Consider the following 19,085-nt stretch of genomic DNA (forward strand, 5'->3'; position numbering starts at 1 on the left):
CGCCGGCGACTCCGCCGGCGGCTTTGCCACCCGTGGCGGGCAGGTCAGTTGGTGGGCACGAAACGCAGCGATGCGAGGCGCACGAGCTCGCCCTGGCCGCCCTTCACCTTCAAGTAGACCTCGTGCGTGCCCGACGTGGGCGCCACGTTGCACGTCGTCGTCGTCCACTTCTCCCAGCCGTCGGTACCGGGGAGGGCGCAGGTGCCGATCATCGAGCCGCCTGCCAGCGGATCGATCCAGACCTCCACGGTGCCGCCGTCCCCGGCGCTCGAGGCCTCCAGCGCGATCGCCTTCGACTGTACACCCCCGCTGCCGAGGTCGACGCTCCCGAACATGGCCCAATCGCCGTTCTCCAGATCACCGAGCACCGGTCCCGCCGACGTGCTCGACACGACCTGGGCGCCGGACTGCTGGTCCGCCTCCGCGGCCGGGATCGGGGTGAATCCATCACGATAGGTGAACAGGTCGAAGTAGGCACGGCTATTGGTCGCGAACATGCCGGCCTGGTTGCCAATCCAGGTGTGAGCCATGGCATAGAACCCGTCGAGCGTGGAGATGTCGATCTCGGGGCCTACCTGGGTCCATTCGACTCCATCCGTGCTGAACCAGCCCGTAGCCTTGTGCTCGGAGCGGACCAGCTTCAGCCAGACCGCTTTCCCGGAAGGTGCGGGGACCGACGCGCCCACTACGACCGGCTCGGCAAGCTCGGTGTACGCAGCCCCCGCCTCGGCCGGGGCCTGCACCGAGCGCGACCGGAAGGAGAAGCGAATCCTGTCTTCCTCGCCCTCCATGACCCGCGCCACCGAGACGTCCATGATGGCGGGGAGCCTGAACTTCTCGCTGTCGTTCATCCACGTCGGGCAGGAAAGCACCTGCTCGTCCTGCCAGTAGCCGTTGCCCACGCGGATGCCGGCCGCGTCCCCGTCGGCCGCGGGCGTGAACTCGACCTTCGCGACCATGCTGCTCGAGTGCAGCGTGTCCTTCTGAACGACCCACGCGGTCCCTCCGGCACCCGGCGTGATCCGCAGCCACCCCGGGCGATCCGCCACCGAGTACTTGTCCTCCGACGCGCCGTAGGTGGTCCACGCGGAGTTGATCGTGGCCGACGAGAAATCGTCGTTCACGGGCAGCAGGAAGGGCACGCCGCTCTGCGGCAGCTTGGGCGCGGACAGATCGCCCTTCTTGGTCGGGTATCGCGGGACCGGGATCGTCTTCCCGTTCACCTCTTGGTCGACCCAGGTCACCTCCAGCAGCAGCCCCTCGCGGCCAAGCCCCTGCCAGTCGCCGTTCTTCGAGGTCTTGGTGTCGTCGGTTCCCACGTTGCTGCAGTCGTACGAGTGGGCAAAGGCCCACCACGAGCCGTCCTCCAGCGCGATCGGCGACGTGGTGTGCTGGACGCCGGCGTACGGCTCCTCGCCGGTAAGGACATAGCCGAGCCACGTCCAGTCCTCGGGGGTGCTGCCGACAAGCTTCTTCGACGCCCAGGCGTGCAGCTGGCCGCCGCAGGCCGTATGCGTCGAGACGAAGTAGTAGTACCACTCGCCGCGCTTGGCCATCGTCGGCCCCTCGGCCCACTTGCTCCAGTCAGGATTCGTGAAGTCGCCGCAGCCGCCGGTCTCCTGGTCCCAGTTGATGAAGCTCATGTCGATGCTCGACTCGGGCAGCAGCATCCCGGTGTCGGGATCGATCTCCGTGACCAGGTTGATGCCGAAGTCGCTCGGGTGATCCGCGTCCCATTTGCACAGGCCGTTCTTGATGATCATGTACGTCTTGCCGCTGTCGGGATCGACGAACACCGAGTTGTCGGAGCCGGTCCCTCGTTCGTACGAGGTCTCGCTGCCGGGCGGCGTGTAGGGGAAGATGTCGACCTTGGTGGGCTCTGACCACGGGCCCTCGAGGCTCGGCGCCGAGGAGAAATGCTGGGTGGCCCCGATGGAGTAATAGACCCGGTACACATCGCCGGCCTTGACGATGAAGCCGCCCCAGGTGCCCTGGCCCGGGCCGAGCTGCGCCTCCAGCGCGGGAGCGGTGGAGTGGACCACCCGGTTCATGCGCTCCCAGTGGAGGAGATCCGTCGAGTGCAGGATCTCGAAGGCGGGCATCATGTGGAAATTCGACCCGACCAGGTAGAAGTCGTCGCCTTCCCGGTAGATGTTCATGTCCGGGTGATCACCGGGCAGAACGGGGTTCTGGTAGGTCGTCACCTCGAAGGCCGCATCGCCGTCGCCGCCCGCCCCACCGCCGCCGGCGTTCGGAGAGCCACCCGTGCCCCCGGAGCCGCCGTCGCCCCCGGAGCCGCCGTCGCCGCCGCCGCCGCCGTCGCCGCCCGTTCCACCGCCGTCTCCGCCCTGACCCGCGGAGCTTGCCGAGGTTGACCCGGACGAGGTGCTAGATCCCGCCGGGGTGGGATTGGGCTCGTCCGAGCCGCACCCCATCGCGATCAATCCAACGAAAGTGACAATCCCTGCTGCATAGGAGCGCACGATGACCTCTCAGTTCCTTGTTGTGGACGCTTGAATTCCCGAGGGCTTCCGAAATGATCAATGAACGGGCACGAAAGTGCCTATCGACGCCACACGGACCCCGGCGGAACGCACTTCATCCCCGTCGTGTCACGCCGTACGGGCGCGCCGCTCGAAGACCCGCTGGAGCAGGCAGGCGACCAGGAGGAGGAGGCCGATGACGATCTTGGTCCACCAGGAACTGAGCGTGCCCTCGAACATGATGAGGGTCTGGATGGTGCCGTAGATGAGCACGCCGAAGAGGGTGCCGACGACCGTGCCGTGGCCGCCGGTCAGCAGGGTCCCGCCTATGACGACGGCGGCGATGGCGTCCATCTCCATTCCGCCGGCGTGCAGCGCGTAGCCGGATACCATGTAGAACGTGAAGGCGACGCCCGCCAGCGCCGAGCAGAACCCGCTCAAGGTATAGATGAGCACCTTGGTCCGTGGCACCGGCAGGCCCATGAGCAGGGCGGATTGTTCGCTGCCGCCGATCGCATAGATCGTGCGGCCGAAGCTCGTGTAGTGGGCGATGTAGATGGCCGCGGCGAACAGCGCGAGCGCGAGGACCACGTTCCAGGTGATCGAGGTGTCGAACAGGAACGGGATGCGGTGCGACGAGACGTCGACGTAGAAGCCGTTGCGGATCGTGATGGAGTCGATGCTGATGAGGTAACAGAGCCCGCGCGCCAGGAACATGCCCGCCAGCGTGACGATGAAGGGCTGCACCTTGAAGTACTGGATGACGAGCCCCATCACGAGGCCGATGCCCGAGCCCATGGCCAGCACCAGCGGGATGACCACGGCAGGGCTCAAGCCGTGCTTCTCGACGAGCGACGCCGAGACCATCGTTGTCAGCGCGATGACCGAGCCGACCGAGAGGTCGATCCCGCCGGAGAGGATGACGAAGGTCATCCCGATGGCGGTGATCAAGAGGAACGCATTGTCGATGAAGAAGTTGAGGAACACCTGCAGCGAGAAGAACCCGTCGAACAGGTACGACCCGGCCGCGAACATGAGCACGAACAGGCTGCTGGTGACCGCGAGCGGCAGGTGCCTCGGGTCGATCCGGACGGAGCGCCCGGTCGCGGCGGTGGTGCCGCTCCGTCCGGTCGCGGCGATGGTGCCGCTCCGTCCGGTCACGGCGGCGGTGTCGATCATGGTGTGACCACCCTCCTCGTCCGTTGCTTTGCGATGAGATCCCTGACCTTCTGCGATTGCACGATGGTGATCAGGAAGACGACGAGCGCCTTCACCACCAGGTTGACCTCCGGGGGCACGCCGACCGAGTAGATGGTGGTGGTGAGCGTCTGGATGATCAGGGCGCCGATGACGCTCCCCGCCAGCGTGAACTTGCCCCCGGAGAGCGATGTCCCGCCCAGGACCACGGCCAGGATGGCGTCGAGCTCGAAGAGGAGGCCCGCGTTGTTCCCGTCGGCGCTCTTGACGTTCGAGCTCACGATGAGCCCGGCGATGCCGGCGCACAGGCCGCACACGGCGTAACAGGCGAAGGTGATCGTGCGCGCGCGGATCCCGGCCAGCCGCGAGGCGACCGGGTTCACGCCGATCGCCTCGATGAACATGCCGAGCGCGGTCTTGCGGGTCAAGAGCCAGACGACGGCGCTCACGCCCGCCACGATGAACAGCGAGACCGGGATCCCCAGGAGGAAGCCGTTCCCGATGACGTGATACGGGCTGTAGTAGATGGTGATGATCTGGCCGCCCGTGATGAGCTGGGCGATGCCTCGCCCCGTGACGAGCAGGATCAGGGTCGCGATGATCGGCTGCATGCCGAAGATCGACACCAGCGTGCCGTTCCACATGCCGAGCGCCAGCGCCACGCCCAGCGCGCTCCAGACGACGATCGGCAGCGGGACACGCGTCGCGTCCGCCATGCCGGTCCCGCCGCTCGGCGAGAGCTCGCCGCCGATCAGCACCGCCGCGACCGCGCCAGAGATGGCCACGACCGCGCCGACGGAGATGTCGATGCCGCGGGTGGCGATCACCAGGGTGAGCCCCATGGCGATGATCATGAGCGGCGATGCGCGGTTCAGGATGTCGATGACGCTGCCGTAGAGGTGGCCGTCCTTGACCGTGATCGCGAAGAACTGCGGATTGCTGACGAGGTTGAACAGCAGGAGGGAGCCGAGCATCGCCAGCGGCCAGAACGTGCTCCCGCTGGCGAGCCGGCGCAGGGAGGCGGCGGGCGCGCTCACGGCTGACCTCCCGCGATGATCTGGTAGACCGCCTGCTCGTCGGTCTTGTCCGTGGCGAGCTCCGCCACCTTGCGCCGGTCGCGCAGGACGACGACCTGGTCCGAGTAGCGCAGCGCCTCGGCCATCTCCGAGGAGACGAGCACCACCGCCATGCCCCGATCGCAGAGCTCCATGACCTTGCCCATGATCTCGCCCTTGGCCGCCACGTCGATGCCGCGGGTCGGCTCGTCGAGGATGAGCATGCGCGGATCGGTCGCCAGCCAGCGAGCCAGGAGCGCCTTCTGCTGGTTGCCGCCGCTCAGCTTGGAGATGGGCACCTCCGCGTCGGCCGCCACGATGCCGAGCCGCTCGATGTAGCGGCGGGCGATGTCGTCCTGCTCGTCCCGGGACAGGTTGCGGAAGATGCCGCGCTTGGCCTGGAGGGCGACGACGATGTTCTCGCGCAGCGAGAGGTCGCCGAGGATCCCCTCGACCTTCCGGTCCTCGGGGCAGAAGCCGAGGCCGCGCGCGATCGCGTCGAGCGGCGAGCCGATGCGCGCCGGCTCCCCGTCGATCTCGATGGATCCCTGGTCCGCCCCGTCGAGCCCGAACAAGAGCCGCACCGTCTCCGTCTTTCCGGCGCCCAGGAGGCCGGCGAGGCCGAGCGCTTCGCCGCGCTGCACGTCGAGATCGACATCGCTGACCGAGCCCTTCTTGCCGAGCCCTCGCGCCCGCAACAGGGGCGCCTGCCCGCCCGCCGGCATCGTCGCCCGCGCGCGCTCGGCCCGGGCCGGGCCGTCCTCCGCGACCTCGCGCCCGACCATCCGCGTGACGAGCTCCATGCGCGACAGCTCGGCGGCCGGCGTCTCGCTGACCAGCTGACCGTTCCTCAGCACCGTGATCCGGTCGGAGATCTCGAACACCTGGTCGAGGAAGTGCGAGATGAACAGGATCGCCATCCCCTGCGCCTTGAGCCGCTGGATGACCGAGAAGAGCGTCTTCACCTCGTCCTCGGCCAGGCTCGAGGTCGGCTCGTCGAGGACGAGGATCTTCGCCTTGGCGCAGAGCGCGCGGGCGATCGCGACGAGCTGCTGCACGGCGATCGAGAAGGTCGAGAGCGGCGCGGTGACGTCGACGTGGATGTTGAGGTCCGAGAGCAGGGCGCTCGCCTTCCGGCGCATCTCCCCCCACCGGATCGCGAAGACGCCGGCGTCCTCGCGCCCGAGGAAGATGTTCTCGGCCACGGAGAGGTTGGGGCAGAGGTTCACCTCCTGGAACACGGCGCTGATGCCGAGCGCCTGCGCGTCCTGCGGGCTCGAGGGCCTGATCTCCTGGCCCTCGAGCAGGATCTGCCCGTCATCCGGGGGGTGGACGCCGGTCAGGACCTTGACCAGCGTCGATTTGCCCGCGCCGTTCTGCCCCATGAGGGTGTGCACCTCCCCGGGCAGCATGCGAAAATCGACGGAAGAGAGCGCCTGTACGCCAGGAAATCCCTTGGAGATCCGCTTCATCTCGAGCACGGGCACGGCTCCGCTCTGCATCGCTCACGTCCTCCCCGGCGGCCTCCGCGGCGCCACCGTTACGCGCGCTCAGTACTTGCGCTTCGGGAACTCCTGAGCGGCGGTCTCCATCGGGAAGACGCCCTCCTCGGTGACGATGCGCTTCGGCAGCTGCTTGCCCGCCATCAGGTCCTTCACAGCGCTCATCAGCTGCGGCCCGAGGAGGGGGCTGCACTCGACCGTCACGTTGAGCTTGCCCGCCATCATCGCCTCGAACGCGCCCTTCACCGCGTCGATCGAGATGATGAGGATGTCCTTGCCGGGGCGGAGCCCCGCCTCCTCGATGGCCTGGATCGCGCCGATCGCCATGTCGTCGTTGTGGGCGTAGAGGACGTTGATGTTCTTGCCCTCCGCCTTGAGGAAGGCCTCCATGACCTCCTTGCCCTTGGCGCGCGTGAAGTCGCCCGTCTGCGACCGGATGATCTTGAACTGGGGCTTGTCCTTGATGATCTCCTCGAACCCCTTCTTGCGATCGATCGCGGGGGCCGAGCCGACGGTGCCCTGCAGCTCGACGATGTTGATCGGGTCCTTCTGGTCCTTCGTCTTCTCGACCAGCCACTTCGCCGCGCGGCGGCCCTCCTCGACGAAGTCCGACCCCATGAAGCTGACCCAGAGGGTGTCGTCCTTCGTGTCCACCGCGCGATCGGTCAGGATGACGGGGATCTTGGCCTCCTTGGCCTCGCGCAGGACGGGCTCCCAGCCGGTCTCGACCACGGGCGAGAACGCGATGACGTCGACCTTCTGGGCGATGAACGACCGGATGGCCTTGATCTGGTTCTCCTGCTTCTGCTGCGCGTCGGAGAGCTTGAGATCGATCCCGGCCGCCTTGGCGGACTCCTCGATCGACTTCGTGTTCGCGGTCCGCCACTCGCTCTCCGCGCCGATCTGGGAGAACCCGAGCGTGATCTGCTTATTTTCCTTCTGACAGCCCTGCCCGACCAGGATCAGCGCCAGCCCTGCCAGCGCCACCATCCCCGTGGTGACAAAGTTTCTCCTCTTCATGGCGCAGCTCGTCTCCTCTCGTCCATCGCCTCGTTCCATGAGGCACCTCGGTCATCCTCGCCGTCGTCCCCCGACGTCCGGCGTCACTTCTGCCCGTAATACGCCCTCTTCCCGTGCTTCCGGTCGAAGTGCTTGCGCACGAGCGCGTCGGGCAGGCGCGCGGCACCCGGGTGGATCGTGCGGGTGATGAACGCCATCCTCGCGATCTCCTCGAGCACCGCCGCATTGTACACCGCCTTCTCGGCGTCCTCTCCCCACGCGAAGGGGCCGTGTCCCGCCACCAGCACCATGGGTGTGTGAAGCGGGTTACGATCCCTGAAGCACTCGATGATCTGCTTCCCCGTCTCCGTCTCGTAGTCGCCCTCCACGGCGTCCGGCCGCATCACCTCGGTGCAGGGTACGTCCTCGGCCAGGTGATCCGCGTGCGTCGTACCGTAGATCGGGATCGGCGTGCCTGTCTGCGCCCAACCAGTCGCGTAGGTCGAGTGCGTGTGAACCACGCCACCCAACCCGCGGAAGCTCGCGTAGAGAACGATATGCGTCCTGGTGTCCGAGGAGGGGCGGAGGTGTCCCTGCACCACCTTCCCCTCCAGATCGACCACGACCATGTCGTCGGCCGACAGCCGATCGTAAGGGACGCCACTCGGCTTGATCGCCAGGACGCCCCTGTCGCGATCGAACGCCGAGACGTTGCCGAACGTGTAGATCGCGAGCCCCATGCGCGGGATCTCCATGTTCGCCGTGAAGGCGCGCTCGCGCAGCTCTCGATAGGTCGCGCTCACGTCGTGGCCCTCAGTGCGCCAGCCGGTAGGCGAGATCGTTCCAGCGGAGCTCGTTCTTGAGCGAGCGGATGTCGGTCCCTTCGCCGATGCGGACCAGCTCCACGCCGGCGATGGAGGCGAAGTCCTCGACGTGCGCCATGGTCACGGCGCGGCTGTGGGCACAGTGATGGGCGCCCCCAGCCAGGATCCACGCCTCGCAGGCGAGCCTGAAATCGGGCTTCGGGATCCACACCGCGCGCGCCACGGGCAGCTTCGGCATCGCCCTGTCGGGCGCCACCGACTCGAGCTCGTTGGCGACGATCCGCATGCGGCCGCCCATGTCGATCATGGCAACGTTCACAGCGGGCCCGACCCCGGCGTCGAAGACGAGCCGGCACGGGTCCCCCTTGCCGCCGATCGAGAGCGGGTGGATCTCCAGCGACGGCCTCCCGGCGGCGATCGACGGACAGATCTCCAGCATGTGGGCGCCGAGGACGCGCTCTCGCCCCTGGACCAGGTGATACGTGTAGTCCTCCATGAAGGAGACGCCCCCGCGCAGGCCCGTCGCCATGATCTTCAGGGCGCGGACCAGGCCGCAGGACTTCCAGTCGCCCTCCGCCCCGAAGCCGTAGCCGTCGTCCATGAGCCGCTGCACCGCGAGGCCGGGGAGCTGCTTGAGCCCGTGCAGATCCTCGAAGGTCGTGGTGAAGCCGCCGAAGCCGCCCTCCTTCAGGAAGGAGCGCATCGCCGCCTCCTGCCTCGCCGCGTACCGCAGGTCGCCGTGGCGATCTCCGCCCCTCCTCAGGGCGGGGGCGATGGTGTACGCCTCGTCGTACTCGGCCACCAGGCGATCGACCTCGCGCTCGTCGACCTCGGCGATGCGCCCCACGAGATCGCCCACGCCATAGCCGTTCACCGACCAGCCGAACCTGACCTGCGCCTCGACGCGGTCGCCTCCGGTGACGGCCACCTCTCTCATGTTCATGCCGCCGAAGCGCGCGATCTTGAGCCGCCGCCCGTCGAGGATGGCGCAGGCGGCGCGCGCCCAGATGTCGAGCTTGGCGAGGACGTCGCCGTCCGTCCAGTGGCCGACGATGACCCTCCGGTCGATGCGCAGGCGAGCGCCGATGTACCCGAACTCGCGGTCCCCGTGGGCCGACTGGTTCAGGTTCATGAAGTCCATATCGATGCTGTCCCAGGGCAGCTCGCGGCCGTACTGCGTGTGCAGGTGCGCGATCGGCTTCTCCAGGCGCTTGAGCCCCGCGATCCACATCTTCGCGGGAGAGAACGTGTGCATCCACGTGATCACGCCGGCGCACCGCGGCGAAGCGTTGGCCTCGCGACAGACGGCGAGGATCGACTCGGAGCTCTTGAGCGTCGGCTTCCAGACGACCCTGACCGGGAGCTTGCCCGAGGCGTCGAGGGACGCGGCAATCTCCCGCGCGTGTTCGGCGACCTGCTTCAGCGCCTCCTCACCGTAGAGGTCCTGACTGCCGGTCAAGAACCACACCTCGAAGCCTTCTCGAAGATCCTGCATGGCGATCCCGCTCATTGCGTCAACTCCCTCTCCACAAACGATCCCAGCGCGACATAATCCCGGTACAGCGCGTCATAGAGCCTGGCGCGCGTGGGATCCGGCAGATACCGGGCCTCGGTTCCAGACGACATCGCGCGCTGCGCGTCCTCGACGGTGGCGTGAAGGCCGGCGGCGGTCGCGGCGAACATCGCCGCGCCCAGCGCGACCGGCTGCTCGCCGGCGCGGACCTCGACCGTCATGTCGAGCACGTCCGAGAGGACCTGCATGGTGAGGGGGCTCTTGCGCGCGACGCCGCCGACACCGATGATGCCGTCGATGCGGAGCCCCTCGGATCGGAAGCGCTCGACGATGGCGCGCGATCCGAAGGCGATCCCCTCCACGAGCGCGCGGTAGATCCGCGGCGCGTCCGTGCCCAGATCGAGGCCGACGATGGCGCCCCTGAGCCGCTGGTCCGCGTCCGGGGTCCTTCGCCCGTTCAGCCAGTCGAGCGCCAGCACGGAGCTCCGCGCCGGCGGGATCTCCGCCGCCGCCCGCTCCAGCTCGGGGATGATCCGCTCGATCGCCGCATCGGCCAGCGTCACGTCGGCCAGCGTCTTCCGGTCCGAGTGGCCGGCGCCGGGCAGGGCAGGGAGGATGGCGAGGAGCGGCCAGCTAAGGAGCTGCTTGAACCAGGCAAAGACATCACCGAAGGCGGACTGCCCCGCTTCGTAGCCGATTGCGCCCGGGAGGATGGAGCCGTCGACCTGGCCGCAGATCCCGGCGACGAGGACCTCCGTCGCGCCGGTCTTCGGGACGACGAGCATATCGCACGTGCTCGTGCCCATGACCTTGAGCAGGCGGTTCGGCTGGATGTTGCCGCCGACCGCGCCCATGTGCGCGTCGAAGGCGCCGACGGCGACGACGACGTCGTCCGGGACACCGAGCGTCACGGCCCACCCGGGCGAGATCGTCCCGAAGGGCACGTCGGCGGTCCAGGTCTGCGAGCCGAGGGTGGCCTTGAGCGCGGGCAGGCGCGGATGGAGCCTCGACAGGAACTCGTTCGAGGGATAGCCGTCGAACTCCGGGTGCCACATCGCCTTGTGCCCGGCGGCGCAGCGGCTCCGCCTGATCTGCCGGAGGTCGTCGGCGCCGGTCAGGACGGCGGGGATCCAGTCGCAGTGCTCAAGGACGGTGACCGCCGCGCGCGCGACCGCCGGATTGGTCTCGAGGACGTGGAGCACCTTGGCCCAGAACCACTCGGACGAGTACACCCCGCCCTCGTACTTCGTGTAGTCCACGCCGCCCCAGGTCCGGGCGACGCTGTTGATCCGCGCCGCCTCGGCCACTGCGGTGTGGTCCTTCCAGAGGATGAACATCGCGTCCGGGTCCTCCTCGAAGCGTGGGCTGAGCGAGAGAGGCCTGCCCTTCGCGTCGGCCAGGACCGGCGTGGATCCGGTCGTATCGACCGCGATCCCGCGCACGTGCGCGGCGACGTCGCTGCCCGCCTGGTCCAGGGCCGCGCGGATGGACGCCTCCATGGCATGCAGGTAGTCGAGCGGATGCTGGCGGAACCGGTGCGCGCGCGCGTCGCAATAGAGGCCCTGCGCCCAGCGCGGGTAGGGCGCGACCGAGGCCCCCGCGAGCTCGCCGTTCCGCGCGTCCGCGACGACCGCCCGAACGGAGTCGGTGCCGAAATCGATCCCGATGACGAATGTTCCCTTGCGCATGACGACCCGTTGGCCGGGCTAAGCCAGTAAGGATGTGCCCCGAGTTCAATGTGAACGTTCACAATGTGACTGTCAATCACAATCTGCCGGATCGCGACGCTTCTCCCGTCCCGGAGGATGAACCAGGCTGCAACTCTACTGTCGTGCGGTCAGGCCGGGAGGGGGCGATGGTCCGCCGGCTCACGCGACGACCACGACCACGACCACGACCACGACCACGACCACGACCACGACCACGTGAACGTTCACGTTGGTGACCGATGGTGGTGGAGGGGGCTTCGTGCCCTGAGCGTGACCGAACGAGCTTGGCGAACGCCTTTGGGGACGCGGCTCAGCCGCCTTCGAGGCAGATCCTGCGCACGAAGCGCCTCACGGTCGAGGCGCGATGCTCGGCGTAGTAGCCATCCGCCGCCGCTCTCGACGCCTCGCCCGGCGCGTCGAGGCAGTCCGCGATGATCTCGTAGCCGTCCTGGAGATGGTTCGGGTCGCCGGGGTGCGTGCGACGATATTCGTGCACGAGCTCCCGCATGCGCGCGCCGTTCCGCGCGCTCATCGCGTCATTGAGCAGCCCGATCAGGCCGTTCTCATGCTGGATCTCGACGTGGCGCTGCGTGATGGGGTGGGGGTGGGCGGGGCCGTCGTGGCGGTCGTCGGGGCTCGGCCCGATCACGGGCAGGTCGTCGATCGCCGCGGCGAGCACGGTGCTGCCGGCCGACGCCGGTGGCTCGTTCGACCGACGGCGCGACGTTGCCTCGCGCGGCGCCTCCTCTCGCGACGTCTCCTGCCGAGAGGAAGGCAGGAGAGGCGCGTCGGGCTCTCGAGAGCGATGCACGAGGTAAAGCGCCGCGCCGAGGAGCAGCAGCGCGGCGACGGACCAGCGCCTGCGCGCCGACCTCATGGAATCGTCACGGTCCACGTCACCGTCTCTTGCGAGCGGGGCCAGTTGTCGCGACCCCAGCAGGGATCGATGTAGCGGGGATTGGTCGAGGGAGGAGGGTCGAGGCACTCGCCGCTGCGGTAGCGCACAAGCTCTTCGCCGGCGTTGTCGTAGGCCTTGGCGACGATGGTGTGGGTGCCCGAAGCGAGGCCCGCCGCGGCGACGTTGTAGACGGGGCCGCCGTCCGTCGCGATCACCTCGCCGTCGAGCGTCCAATCCACGCTGATGACGTCGGGATCGATCACCTTGACCGCGAGCGTCGCCGGATCCGTGACGGCCCCCGCGGGCGGATCGGCCGAGTCGATCGGCTTGATGCGCATCCAGATGTCCATGACCATCTTCTCGCGCGAGACCGGGTTGAAGCTCGTGTTCTTGTTGTCTCCGAACAGGCTGTTCATCATCGAGTTCGAGGACGGGCGGTACTGTCCGCTATCCACGTAGCGGCTGCCGATGAACGTGCCCTGGACGCCCGTGGCGTCGGCGGCGTCGTACTCCAGCCACTTGTCCCATTTGCCCGCCGTCGTCGTGCAGTTGCCCGTGGTGTTCACCTCGACGTACTCCGTGCCGCTGCCGCTGCACGTGTTCGCGCCGCAGGCAGAGCCCGTCGCCTTGGCGCAATACTCGTCGGCGAGCTGATGGAAGCCGTGGCCACCTTCGTGCAGGGCCGCTCCGGCGGCGTCCCCATGCCCGCCGGACCAGAGCATCCAGGCCGAGCCCGTGTTCCACCACCGGTCGTTGTTCAACACGATGGCGTGCCAGTCGACCTCGAAGTCCTCGGGGAGGTTCGCCTTGAGCGCCTGATCCGCCGCGCGGGTGTCGCACTCTGCGAGGCGGCTCTCGTCGTCGCCCGTGCAGCCGAGCGCTCCAGGGATGCCGTTCGAGCGGCTGACCAGCTTGACGGCGCAGATATTGACGAACTTGCGATATCTGCCGTACGGCTCGCCGATCGGGCTGCTGAAGCGCTTGGCCATCGCCTCCTCGATGTGCTCGAGGTACGTGGTGTTCACGGTCGTGGCGTCGTAGCCGTCGCCCACGATGACGTAGTTGATGCGGTTCTCTGGTGGGCCCGCGCTCTCGATGGCCACGCCGTTCGCGCCGCAATCGAGGACGTAAGCGGAGTCGCCTCCTCCTGTGCCGCCGGGCACGAAGCTCCCCCCTGCGCCCGTGCCGGTAGAGCCGCTCTGGGCCGCGCCGCCTGCGCCGCCTGCGCCCGGAGTTCCGCCGCCTGTTGCTCCGCTGCTGGCAGAGCCGCCGGACGCGGAGGTGCTGCCCTCCGACGTGCCGCCGCCCTCGGTCGTCGCCGCGGGGCTGTCCGGTGCCTCGCCGCAGGCGCAGAGCGCCATGAGGCTCAAGAGGTGCAGGTGGAAGCTCGACTTCATCATGTTCACCTCACGACCTTTCGCAGGCGACGTCCACGCCGAGCTCCACCGTATCCCATCCCCGAGGATCCATAGGCGTCAACCAAGCTCGTCCGGTCACGCAGGGCACGAAACCCGCCCCCTTCACCCACCATCGTTCACCAACGTGAACGTTTACGTTTACGTGGTCGTGGTCGTTTACGTGGTCGTGGTCGTTTACGTGGTCGTGGTCGTTCACGGCTGACCGTTGACGACCACGACCACGACCACGACCACGACCACGTGAACGTTTACGTAAACGTTCGGATGTGGGAGGACGCGACGCGAGGCTTGGTTGACGGCTACGGCCGGCCCACGTTCAGCCGAACAGCCCCTCGATCGCCGTGGTGTGCTGGTCGTTGTCCCCCATCACGAGATCCGGGACCCCGAAGGAGCCCGCGATCGCCATCCACAGATCGTTGGTGGAGCGACCGCCGCGGTTGCCGTTGGTCCACACCTGCCCGCCGCGCAGCGTGGTGCCCTCGCCGCCGAACAGAACCCACGCCATCTTGTCCCAGTTGTGGTGCCGCGTGCCGACCTCCGTGATGTACGGGACCAGCGTGGTGTCGAGCAGCGTCCCGCCAGCCACGTCCTTCGTCTCCGCGAGCTCCTTCAGGAAGCCGGCGACGTAGCCGGCGTAGAACTCTTCCACCCGGGTGAGGAACTCGAGCGTGTCCGGCGTATCGGGATCGTGGCTCGTGGTGTGGTGCACCTTGAAGATGGCGGAGTTGGGCGGCCACAGCTCGCCGAAGCTCACGTGGTTCGTGCCAGGGGACCACTGGAACGTGACCACGCGCGTCAGGTCGCAGCGGAACGCGGCCTTGATCACGGCGAAGTGCAGGGCGCCGATGCGCGCGTGCTTCACGTCGTCGCGCTCGTTCACGACGTGCGAGCTGCCATAGGGATCGATGTGCCCGCTCACCTCGATCGTCTCGGGCTCCTGCGGCACACCGCAGGACGCGGGATCCCTCGGGTCGGCGTCGAACTCCTTCTCCACCTCGCGGATGGCGGCGGCGTGCCCCTCCAGCGCCTCTCGCTGCGAGCTCGGCGCGAGGCCCTGAAGGCGCCTCAGGTCCTTGAGCGCGAAGTCGAGCACGCTCTTCTTCTCCAGGCGCGCCCGCGCCAGGGCGTCCAGGTTGCCGTCCGTCGGGCCGCCCGGCATGAGCGTGCCGAACACGCGCCTGTACACCTCGAGCGGCTGGTAGTAGGGCTTCATCGGCGCGCGCGCGCCCGAATAGGACATGTGGCGGGTCGACACCTCGGGCGTGTCGGCGCGGTTGTCGCAGGAGACCTGGAGCGACGCGATGGGCGTGCCCTGGAGCTCGGCCGCCTGCTTCACGAGCAGCTGGTCGATGCTCGGCGCCTCGGCCATCGGATCGTCGCCGCCGTTGCCCGGGTACAGCTGCTTGGTCCGCGTCCCCGTGCACATCAGCACCGTCCCGCGCTCGTGGCCGCCGCCGACAGACCCCTCGTGCGGCAGCTTCAGGTCGCGCATCACGATCATCCGATCCTTCATGGCCTCGAACGGGGTCAGGATGCGGGAGAGCGTGAAGTTGGTCCCGTTCCCTTGCGGCCAGTAGTTCTCGTACACGGTGCCCACGGGGCGCTGCACGATCAACAGGCGCCTCGGGGGCGCCGCTCCCTCGGCGGCCGACTCGAGGCCCTTGAGCACCGTGACGAGACCCGCGGCGGCGCCGATGCCTTGCAGGAAGCGGCGGCGAGACCATCCATAAGAAAGGTTGTAGCCCACGGTCATTCCTCCTTGGCGCGCTCGGTCAGCGCGGGCGACGTCACGATGGCTTTCACGACGTTGGTCAGCGTCCGCTGGCCCTCTGGCAGCGCCTCGATCACGCGCTCGACCTGACAGTCGCTGGTCCCGAGCGTCTCATCGTCCGTGCCGTAGGTCAGCAGGTGCCGCGTGATGCAGGCGGCGAACGCGTCGTTCTGCGCGACGGCCTCGGCGAACTCGACGGCGCTCGCGTAGCTCCCCGCGACCTCGGCGATGTTGCCCACGTTGACGCGCGCGTCGATCGGCTCCCCATCGAGGGTGTCGCGGTACCGGCCGACCGGATCGTAGTTCTCGAGCAGCAGGCCGAACGCGTCGAACTGGGCGTGACATGCGGCGCAGGTGGAGTTCGCGGCGCGCGCGTCGGCGCGCTCGCGCTCGGTCATGTCGGCCTCGAGCAGCTCCTTGATCGCGTCCGAGAGCGACTCCGGGGGCGACGGGATCTTCCCGAGGCAGAGCAGCGCGCCGCGCACGAAGAGCCCTCGCGCCACCACGCTCGTGTTGTCGGTCCGGGCCAGCGCCGCGAGCAGGCCGGGCTGCGTGAGGATCCCGGCGCGCTCGTCGGCCGGCAGCTCGACCTTGGTGAACTCCTCCGGGCTCGATCCCGTGTGCTCCACGCCGTAGACCTTCGCGAGCACGCCGTTCACGAACGTCTCCCTCGTGGTGAGCAGCTCCGACACGTCCGCTCCGCGGTTCCACAGGAGGTCGTCCACGAGCAGCTCGGTCTCGTGGAACATGCTCGCCTGGAGCGCGGGGGTGTACTCGGGGAAGAGCCCTGGATCCTTCACCGTGCCGAAGAGGTTGCTGAGCCCCCACGCCGCGATCAGCGTGGTGTTCAGGCTGCTGCGCGTCTCGGGTTTCTCGAGGAGGCGCTCGGCCTGGCGCGCCAGCTCCTCCGGATCGTTCAGGGCCCCGGAGTCGGCGGCGGCGGCGAGCTCCTCGTCCGGCAGGCCGTCCGTCAAGAAGAACGAGAGCTCGCTCGCGACCTCGTGCGCGGCGAGCTTCACCACGTCGCCGTCCGCGTCGCCGCCGAGCTCGGTGCGGTAGGAGAACGAGGGGGACGCGATGAGCGCCTCGAGCGCGAGCGAGACGCCCCGCTCGTAGCTCGTCTCCTTCCCGAGCGCATAGACCGACCACAGGTTGTCGAGCTCCGCCTGGTCCACGGGCCGGCGGAACGCCCGTTGCGCGAACTTCGTCAGGAACGTCTTGGCGCAGGCGTCGTCTCCGTCGGCGGCGCACCCCGTCACCTGCTCGAAGCGCCCCGAGATGCTCTCGGCCGCGTAGGCAGCCCTCGCGAGCCGCGTATGCACAAGGGAGGTCCCCACGACAAGGCCCTTCTTGGCAAACGGCTTCGTCCGCGCGTCCGGCGCCTGCTCCGCCTCGATGGCCTCGTCCCCCAGGAGACCCCGGATGGCGTTGATGAACTGCAGGTCGGCGAGCAGCACGATCCGTCGTTCGAGCCGCGGGTTGCACACGGCGTCTCCGCCGCCCGAGGAGCTCGTGCCGCCGCCCGTCGGGTTCGCGCCGGCGCCCGAGGAGCCAGAGGAGCTCGAGTTGCCGCCGATATCACCCACGCACCCTGCAACGAGGAGCGAAGTGCACGCGACCGCTCGCAGCAGCCGGGAGGCCGCCCCGCTGTGAGTGAATGTTTCCACCTCCCATCGATCATACGCGGCGTTCGGACCGCTATCGTGAGTGGAAGATTTCATCGCTTCTGCTGCGCGACCTCGGCCATCGAGCCACCTCAGCGCTTTGCGGGGCGCGCGCCCCAAGGCGGCAGCCAATAAAGAAGATAATTTCACACGATCCCTCCTGTGAGTCCGCCCTGCTGTGTGAAAAAGTGCCTTGCTGACGTCCGGGGCTGCGCTAGATGATCTGGCGCCGCACCGCGTAACACCTTCACGAACCGCCGCTGCCGCGCGGGCCGACCCTGGTTGGCCATGGCGTGTGAGGCGAGCGCACGAGCAGCAGGTCAGACCAGCCGCCTCTCCCCGCGCTGACATCAATGACGAATGCCCCGGTGCGTAGACGTACGACGACGACCTAGCCGGCGCAATGCCTAAGGATGTCTCCTGAATTGTGAACGTTCACATAGCTGGTGTCAACTGGAATCGACTGGCACCTAACGATTTCTGAACCGGTTGAGCAGGAGGGCCGTCGGCGCTCCTCCGGAGCGCCGACCTCAGGGGAGGAGAGGCCGGGCTGCGGACCTGGTCGAGGTGGCCTCGCCCGCCGGCAGACGCCGGCATGCCGTTCGCATAGGCCCGATGTGACAGCCGGCGTGAAATCTGCGGGATCGATCGCGGCCCCACCGGGAATGGCATCTACGACGACGAACGATCAGCGTCGGTGCCGCGCTCGATCCCGAGGGGGACGATCCCCGGCGCGCACCCGCCCAGTGACGCGAAAGCCGAGTGAAATGAAGAACCCCGACCAGTTTGTGAACGCTCACGTTGAAGAACTCCGTTCCAATCGACCGGCCCGCGACTATCCTCCCGCGCCGATGGCTGACAAATCTCTTCCGGAGCGCCGCGTCAAGCGGGGCGGCGGGCGGCGGGCCGCGGTCATGGTCGACGTGGCCAAGCTCGCTGGCGTCTCGTATCAGACGGTCTCGCGGGTCCTGCACGACAGCCCCCACGTGCGTCGCGACACGCGGGAGCGGGTGCTGGATGCGATCCGCCAGCTCGACTACCGGCCCAGCTCGGTGGCGCAGGCGCTCGTCACCGGGCGGTCGCGGACGCTCGGCGTGGTCAGCTTCGACACGACGCTCTACGGTCCGGCGTCGACGCTCCTGGGGCTCGAGGAGGCGGCGCACGACGCGGGTTACGGCGTGAGCATCGCCAGCTTGAAGTCGTTCAGCCGCGCGCCGGTGCTGGAGGCCGTGCAGCGGCTGCGCGACCAGGGGGCCGACGGCATCGTCGTGATCGCCCCGCAGCGGTCGGCGGTGGACGCGTTGCGCCACGTCACCTCCGATGTGCCGGTGGTCGCGGTCGAGGGCGGTCCGGACGACTCGGTGCCGGTGGTCGCGGTCGACCAGCTCGGGGGCGCCGTGTCCGCGACGCGCCACCTGCTCGATCTGGGCCACAAGACCGTGTGGCACATCGCCGGCCCGACCGACTGGCTCGAGGCCGACCAGCGCATCGACGGCTGGCGCTCGGCGCTGCAGGCGGCCGGCGCGGAGATCCCGCCGCTCCTGCGGGGGGACTGGAGCGCGCGCTCCGGCTACGAGCTCGCCCCGCAGCTGACGCGCACGCCGGGCGTCACCGCCGTGTTCGTGGCCAACGACCAGATGGCGCTCGGCCTCCTCCGCTTCCTCTACGAGAACGGGCGCGAGACGCCGCGCGACATCAGCGTCGTCGGCTTCGACGACATCCCGGAGGCGGCCTACTTCACGCCGCCGCTCACCACGGTGCGCCAGGACTTCTCCGAGCTCGGGCGCCGGTGCCTCCACGTCCTGCTCGGGCAGATCGAGAGCGGCCAGCGCTCGTGGTCGCGGGTCGTGGTCGAGACCGAGCTCGTCGTGCGCAAGAGCACGGCCGTCCCCCGGCGCCGGTGAGACCGTGCGCGCTCTACCGTACCGGCTCCGTGATGTGTTCTCGGACCGGGCCTTGAGCGGTCAAGCCAGCGGTACCGAGCTGGGCTGCCGCTTGAATCGCAAAGTTGCTTCATGATTGCAACATGCGCTGTCGATGCACGTTTCCTAT

At 68.3% G+C, this 19,085-nt stretch carries 13 protein-coding genes; 1 reads left to right on the top strand and 12 read right to left on the bottom strand.

Features of this window, described 5'->3' with window-relative positions:
• Window positions 1-44 precede the first annotated feature (44 nt).
• From WMF39_RS18320 to WMF39_RS18375, 12 genes are all read right to left on the bottom strand, one after another.
• Window positions 45-2,435, bottom strand: a complete 2,391-nt coding sequence (locus WMF39_RS18320) for a family 43 glycosylhydrolase (protein WP_437746775.1) — start codon at window positions 2,433-2,435, stop codon at window positions 45-47.
• Window positions 2,436-2,612: 177 nt separating this feature from the next.
• Window positions 2,613-3,662 carry a galactofuranose ABC transporter, permease protein YjfF gene (gene yjfF / locus WMF39_RS18325; protein WP_437746776.1) on the bottom strand — a complete coding sequence of 350 codons (1,050 nt, stop codon included), beginning with the start codon at window positions 3,660-3,662 and terminating at the stop codon, window positions 2,613-2,615.
• Window positions 3,659-4,717, bottom strand: coding sequence for an ABC transporter permease (locus WMF39_RS18330; protein WP_437746777.1), 1,059 nt, complete (start codon window positions 4,715-4,717; stop codon window positions 3,659-3,661). The genes yjfF and WMF39_RS18330 overlap by 4 nt, the downstream gene beginning before the upstream one ends.
• Window positions 4,714-6,237 (bottom strand): sugar ABC transporter ATP-binding protein, encoded by a 1,524-nt coding sequence (locus tag WMF39_RS18335; protein WP_437746778.1) that lies wholly within the window; start codon window positions 6,235-6,237, stop codon window positions 4,714-4,716. The genes WMF39_RS18330 and WMF39_RS18335 overlap by 4 nt, the downstream gene beginning before the upstream one ends.
• A gap of 48 nt (window positions 6,238-6,285) precedes the next feature.
• On the bottom strand, window positions 6,286-7,257 hold the full coding sequence (locus WMF39_RS18340) for an ABC transporter substrate-binding protein (RefSeq protein ID WP_437746779.1): 972 nt from the start codon (window positions 7,255-7,257) through the stop codon (window positions 6,286-6,288).
• Between the two features lie 83 nt (window positions 7,258-7,340).
• Window positions 7,341-8,039 carry an L-ribulose-5-phosphate 4-epimerase gene (locus WMF39_RS18345; RefSeq protein WP_437746780.1) on the bottom strand — a complete coding sequence of 233 codons (699 nt, stop codon included), beginning with the start codon at window positions 8,037-8,039 and terminating at the stop codon, window positions 7,341-7,343.
• A gap of 10 nt (window positions 8,040-8,049) precedes the next feature.
• Window positions 8,050-9,555 (bottom strand): L-arabinose isomerase, encoded by a 1,506-nt coding sequence (araA, locus tag WMF39_RS18350; protein WP_437747994.1) that lies wholly within the window; start codon window positions 9,553-9,555, stop codon window positions 8,050-8,052.
• Window positions 9,556-9,566: 11 nt separating this feature from the next.
• On the bottom strand, window positions 9,567-11,261 hold the full coding sequence (locus WMF39_RS18355) for a ribulokinase (protein WP_437746781.1): 1,695 nt from the start codon (window positions 11,259-11,261) through the stop codon (window positions 9,567-9,569).
• 331 nt (window positions 11,262-11,592) lie between these two features.
• Window positions 11,593-12,159, bottom strand: a complete 567-nt coding sequence (locus WMF39_RS18360; RefSeq protein WP_437746782.1) for a hypothetical protein — start codon at window positions 12,157-12,159, stop codon at window positions 11,593-11,595.
• On the bottom strand, window positions 12,156-13,580 hold the full coding sequence (locus WMF39_RS18365; protein ID WP_437746783.1) for a M64 family metallopeptidase: 1,425 nt from the start codon (window positions 13,578-13,580) through the stop codon (window positions 12,156-12,158). Before WMF39_RS18365 ends, WMF39_RS18360 begins: the two co-directional genes overlap by 4 nt.
• A gap of 334 nt (window positions 13,581-13,914) precedes the next feature.
• Window positions 13,915-15,351, bottom strand: coding sequence for a DUF1552 domain-containing protein (locus WMF39_RS18370; protein ID WP_437746784.1), 1,437 nt, complete (start codon window positions 15,349-15,351; stop codon window positions 13,915-13,917).
• A complete protein-coding gene (locus WMF39_RS18375) occupies window positions 15,348-17,036 on the bottom strand; it encodes a DUF1592 domain-containing protein (protein ID WP_437746785.1) in 1,689 nt (562 codons plus the stop codon). The genes WMF39_RS18370 and WMF39_RS18375 overlap by 4 nt, the downstream gene beginning before the upstream one ends.
• Before the next feature lie 848 nt (window positions 17,037-17,884).
• Here WMF39_RS18375 and WMF39_RS18380 point away from each other — a divergent pair.
• Entirely contained in the window at window positions 17,885-18,937 is a 1,053-nt protein-coding gene (locus WMF39_RS18380; protein WP_437746786.1) for a LacI family DNA-binding transcriptional regulator, read from the top strand.
• Window positions 18,938-19,085: the final 148 nt, after the last annotated feature.

Source organism: Sorangium sp. So ce1504, from assembly GCF_051521635.1.
Lineage (GTDB): Bacteria > Myxococcota_A > Polyangia > Polyangiales > Polyangiaceae > Sorangium > Sorangium cellulosum_B.

Bases quoted from the DNA above. Each gene is read 5' to 3' on its own strand.
- WMF39_RS18320 (WP_437746775.1), bottom strand. From the start codon at position 2,435: ATGGGGTGCGGCTCGGACGAGCCCAATCCCACCCCGGCGGGATCTAGC.
- yjfF (WP_437746776.1), bottom strand. From the start codon at position 3,662: ATGATCGACACCGCCGCCGTGACCGGACGGAGCGGCACCATCGCCGCG.
- WMF39_RS18335 (WP_437746778.1), bottom strand. From the start codon at position 6,237: ATGCAGAGCGGAGCCGTGCCCGTGCTCGAGATGAAGCGGATCTCCAAG.
- WMF39_RS18340 (WP_437746779.1), bottom strand. From the start codon at position 7,257: ATGAAGAGGAGAAACTTTGTCACCACGGGGATGGTGGCGCTGGCAGGG.
- araA (WP_437747994.1), bottom strand. From the start codon at position 9,555: ATGCAGGATCTTCGAGAAGGCTTCGAGGTGTGGTTCTTGACCGGCAGT.
- WMF39_RS18355 (WP_437746781.1), bottom strand. From the start codon at position 11,261: ATGCGCAAGGGAACATTCGTCATCGGGATCGATTTCGGCACCGACTCC.
- WMF39_RS18360 (WP_437746782.1), bottom strand. From the start codon at position 12,159: ATGAGGTCGGCGCGCAGGCGCTGGTCCGTCGCCGCGCTGCTGCTCCTC.
- WMF39_RS18365 (WP_437746783.1), bottom strand. From the start codon at position 13,580: ATGATGAAGTCGAGCTTCCACCTGCACCTCTTGAGCCTCATGGCGCTC.
- WMF39_RS18370 (WP_437746784.1), bottom strand. From the start codon at position 15,351: ATGACCGTGGGCTACAACCTTTCTTATGGATGGTCTCGCCGCCGCTTC.
- WMF39_RS18380 (WP_437746786.1), top strand. From the start codon at position 17,885: ATGGCTGACAAATCTCTTCCGGAGCGCCGCGTCAAGCGGGGCGGCGGG.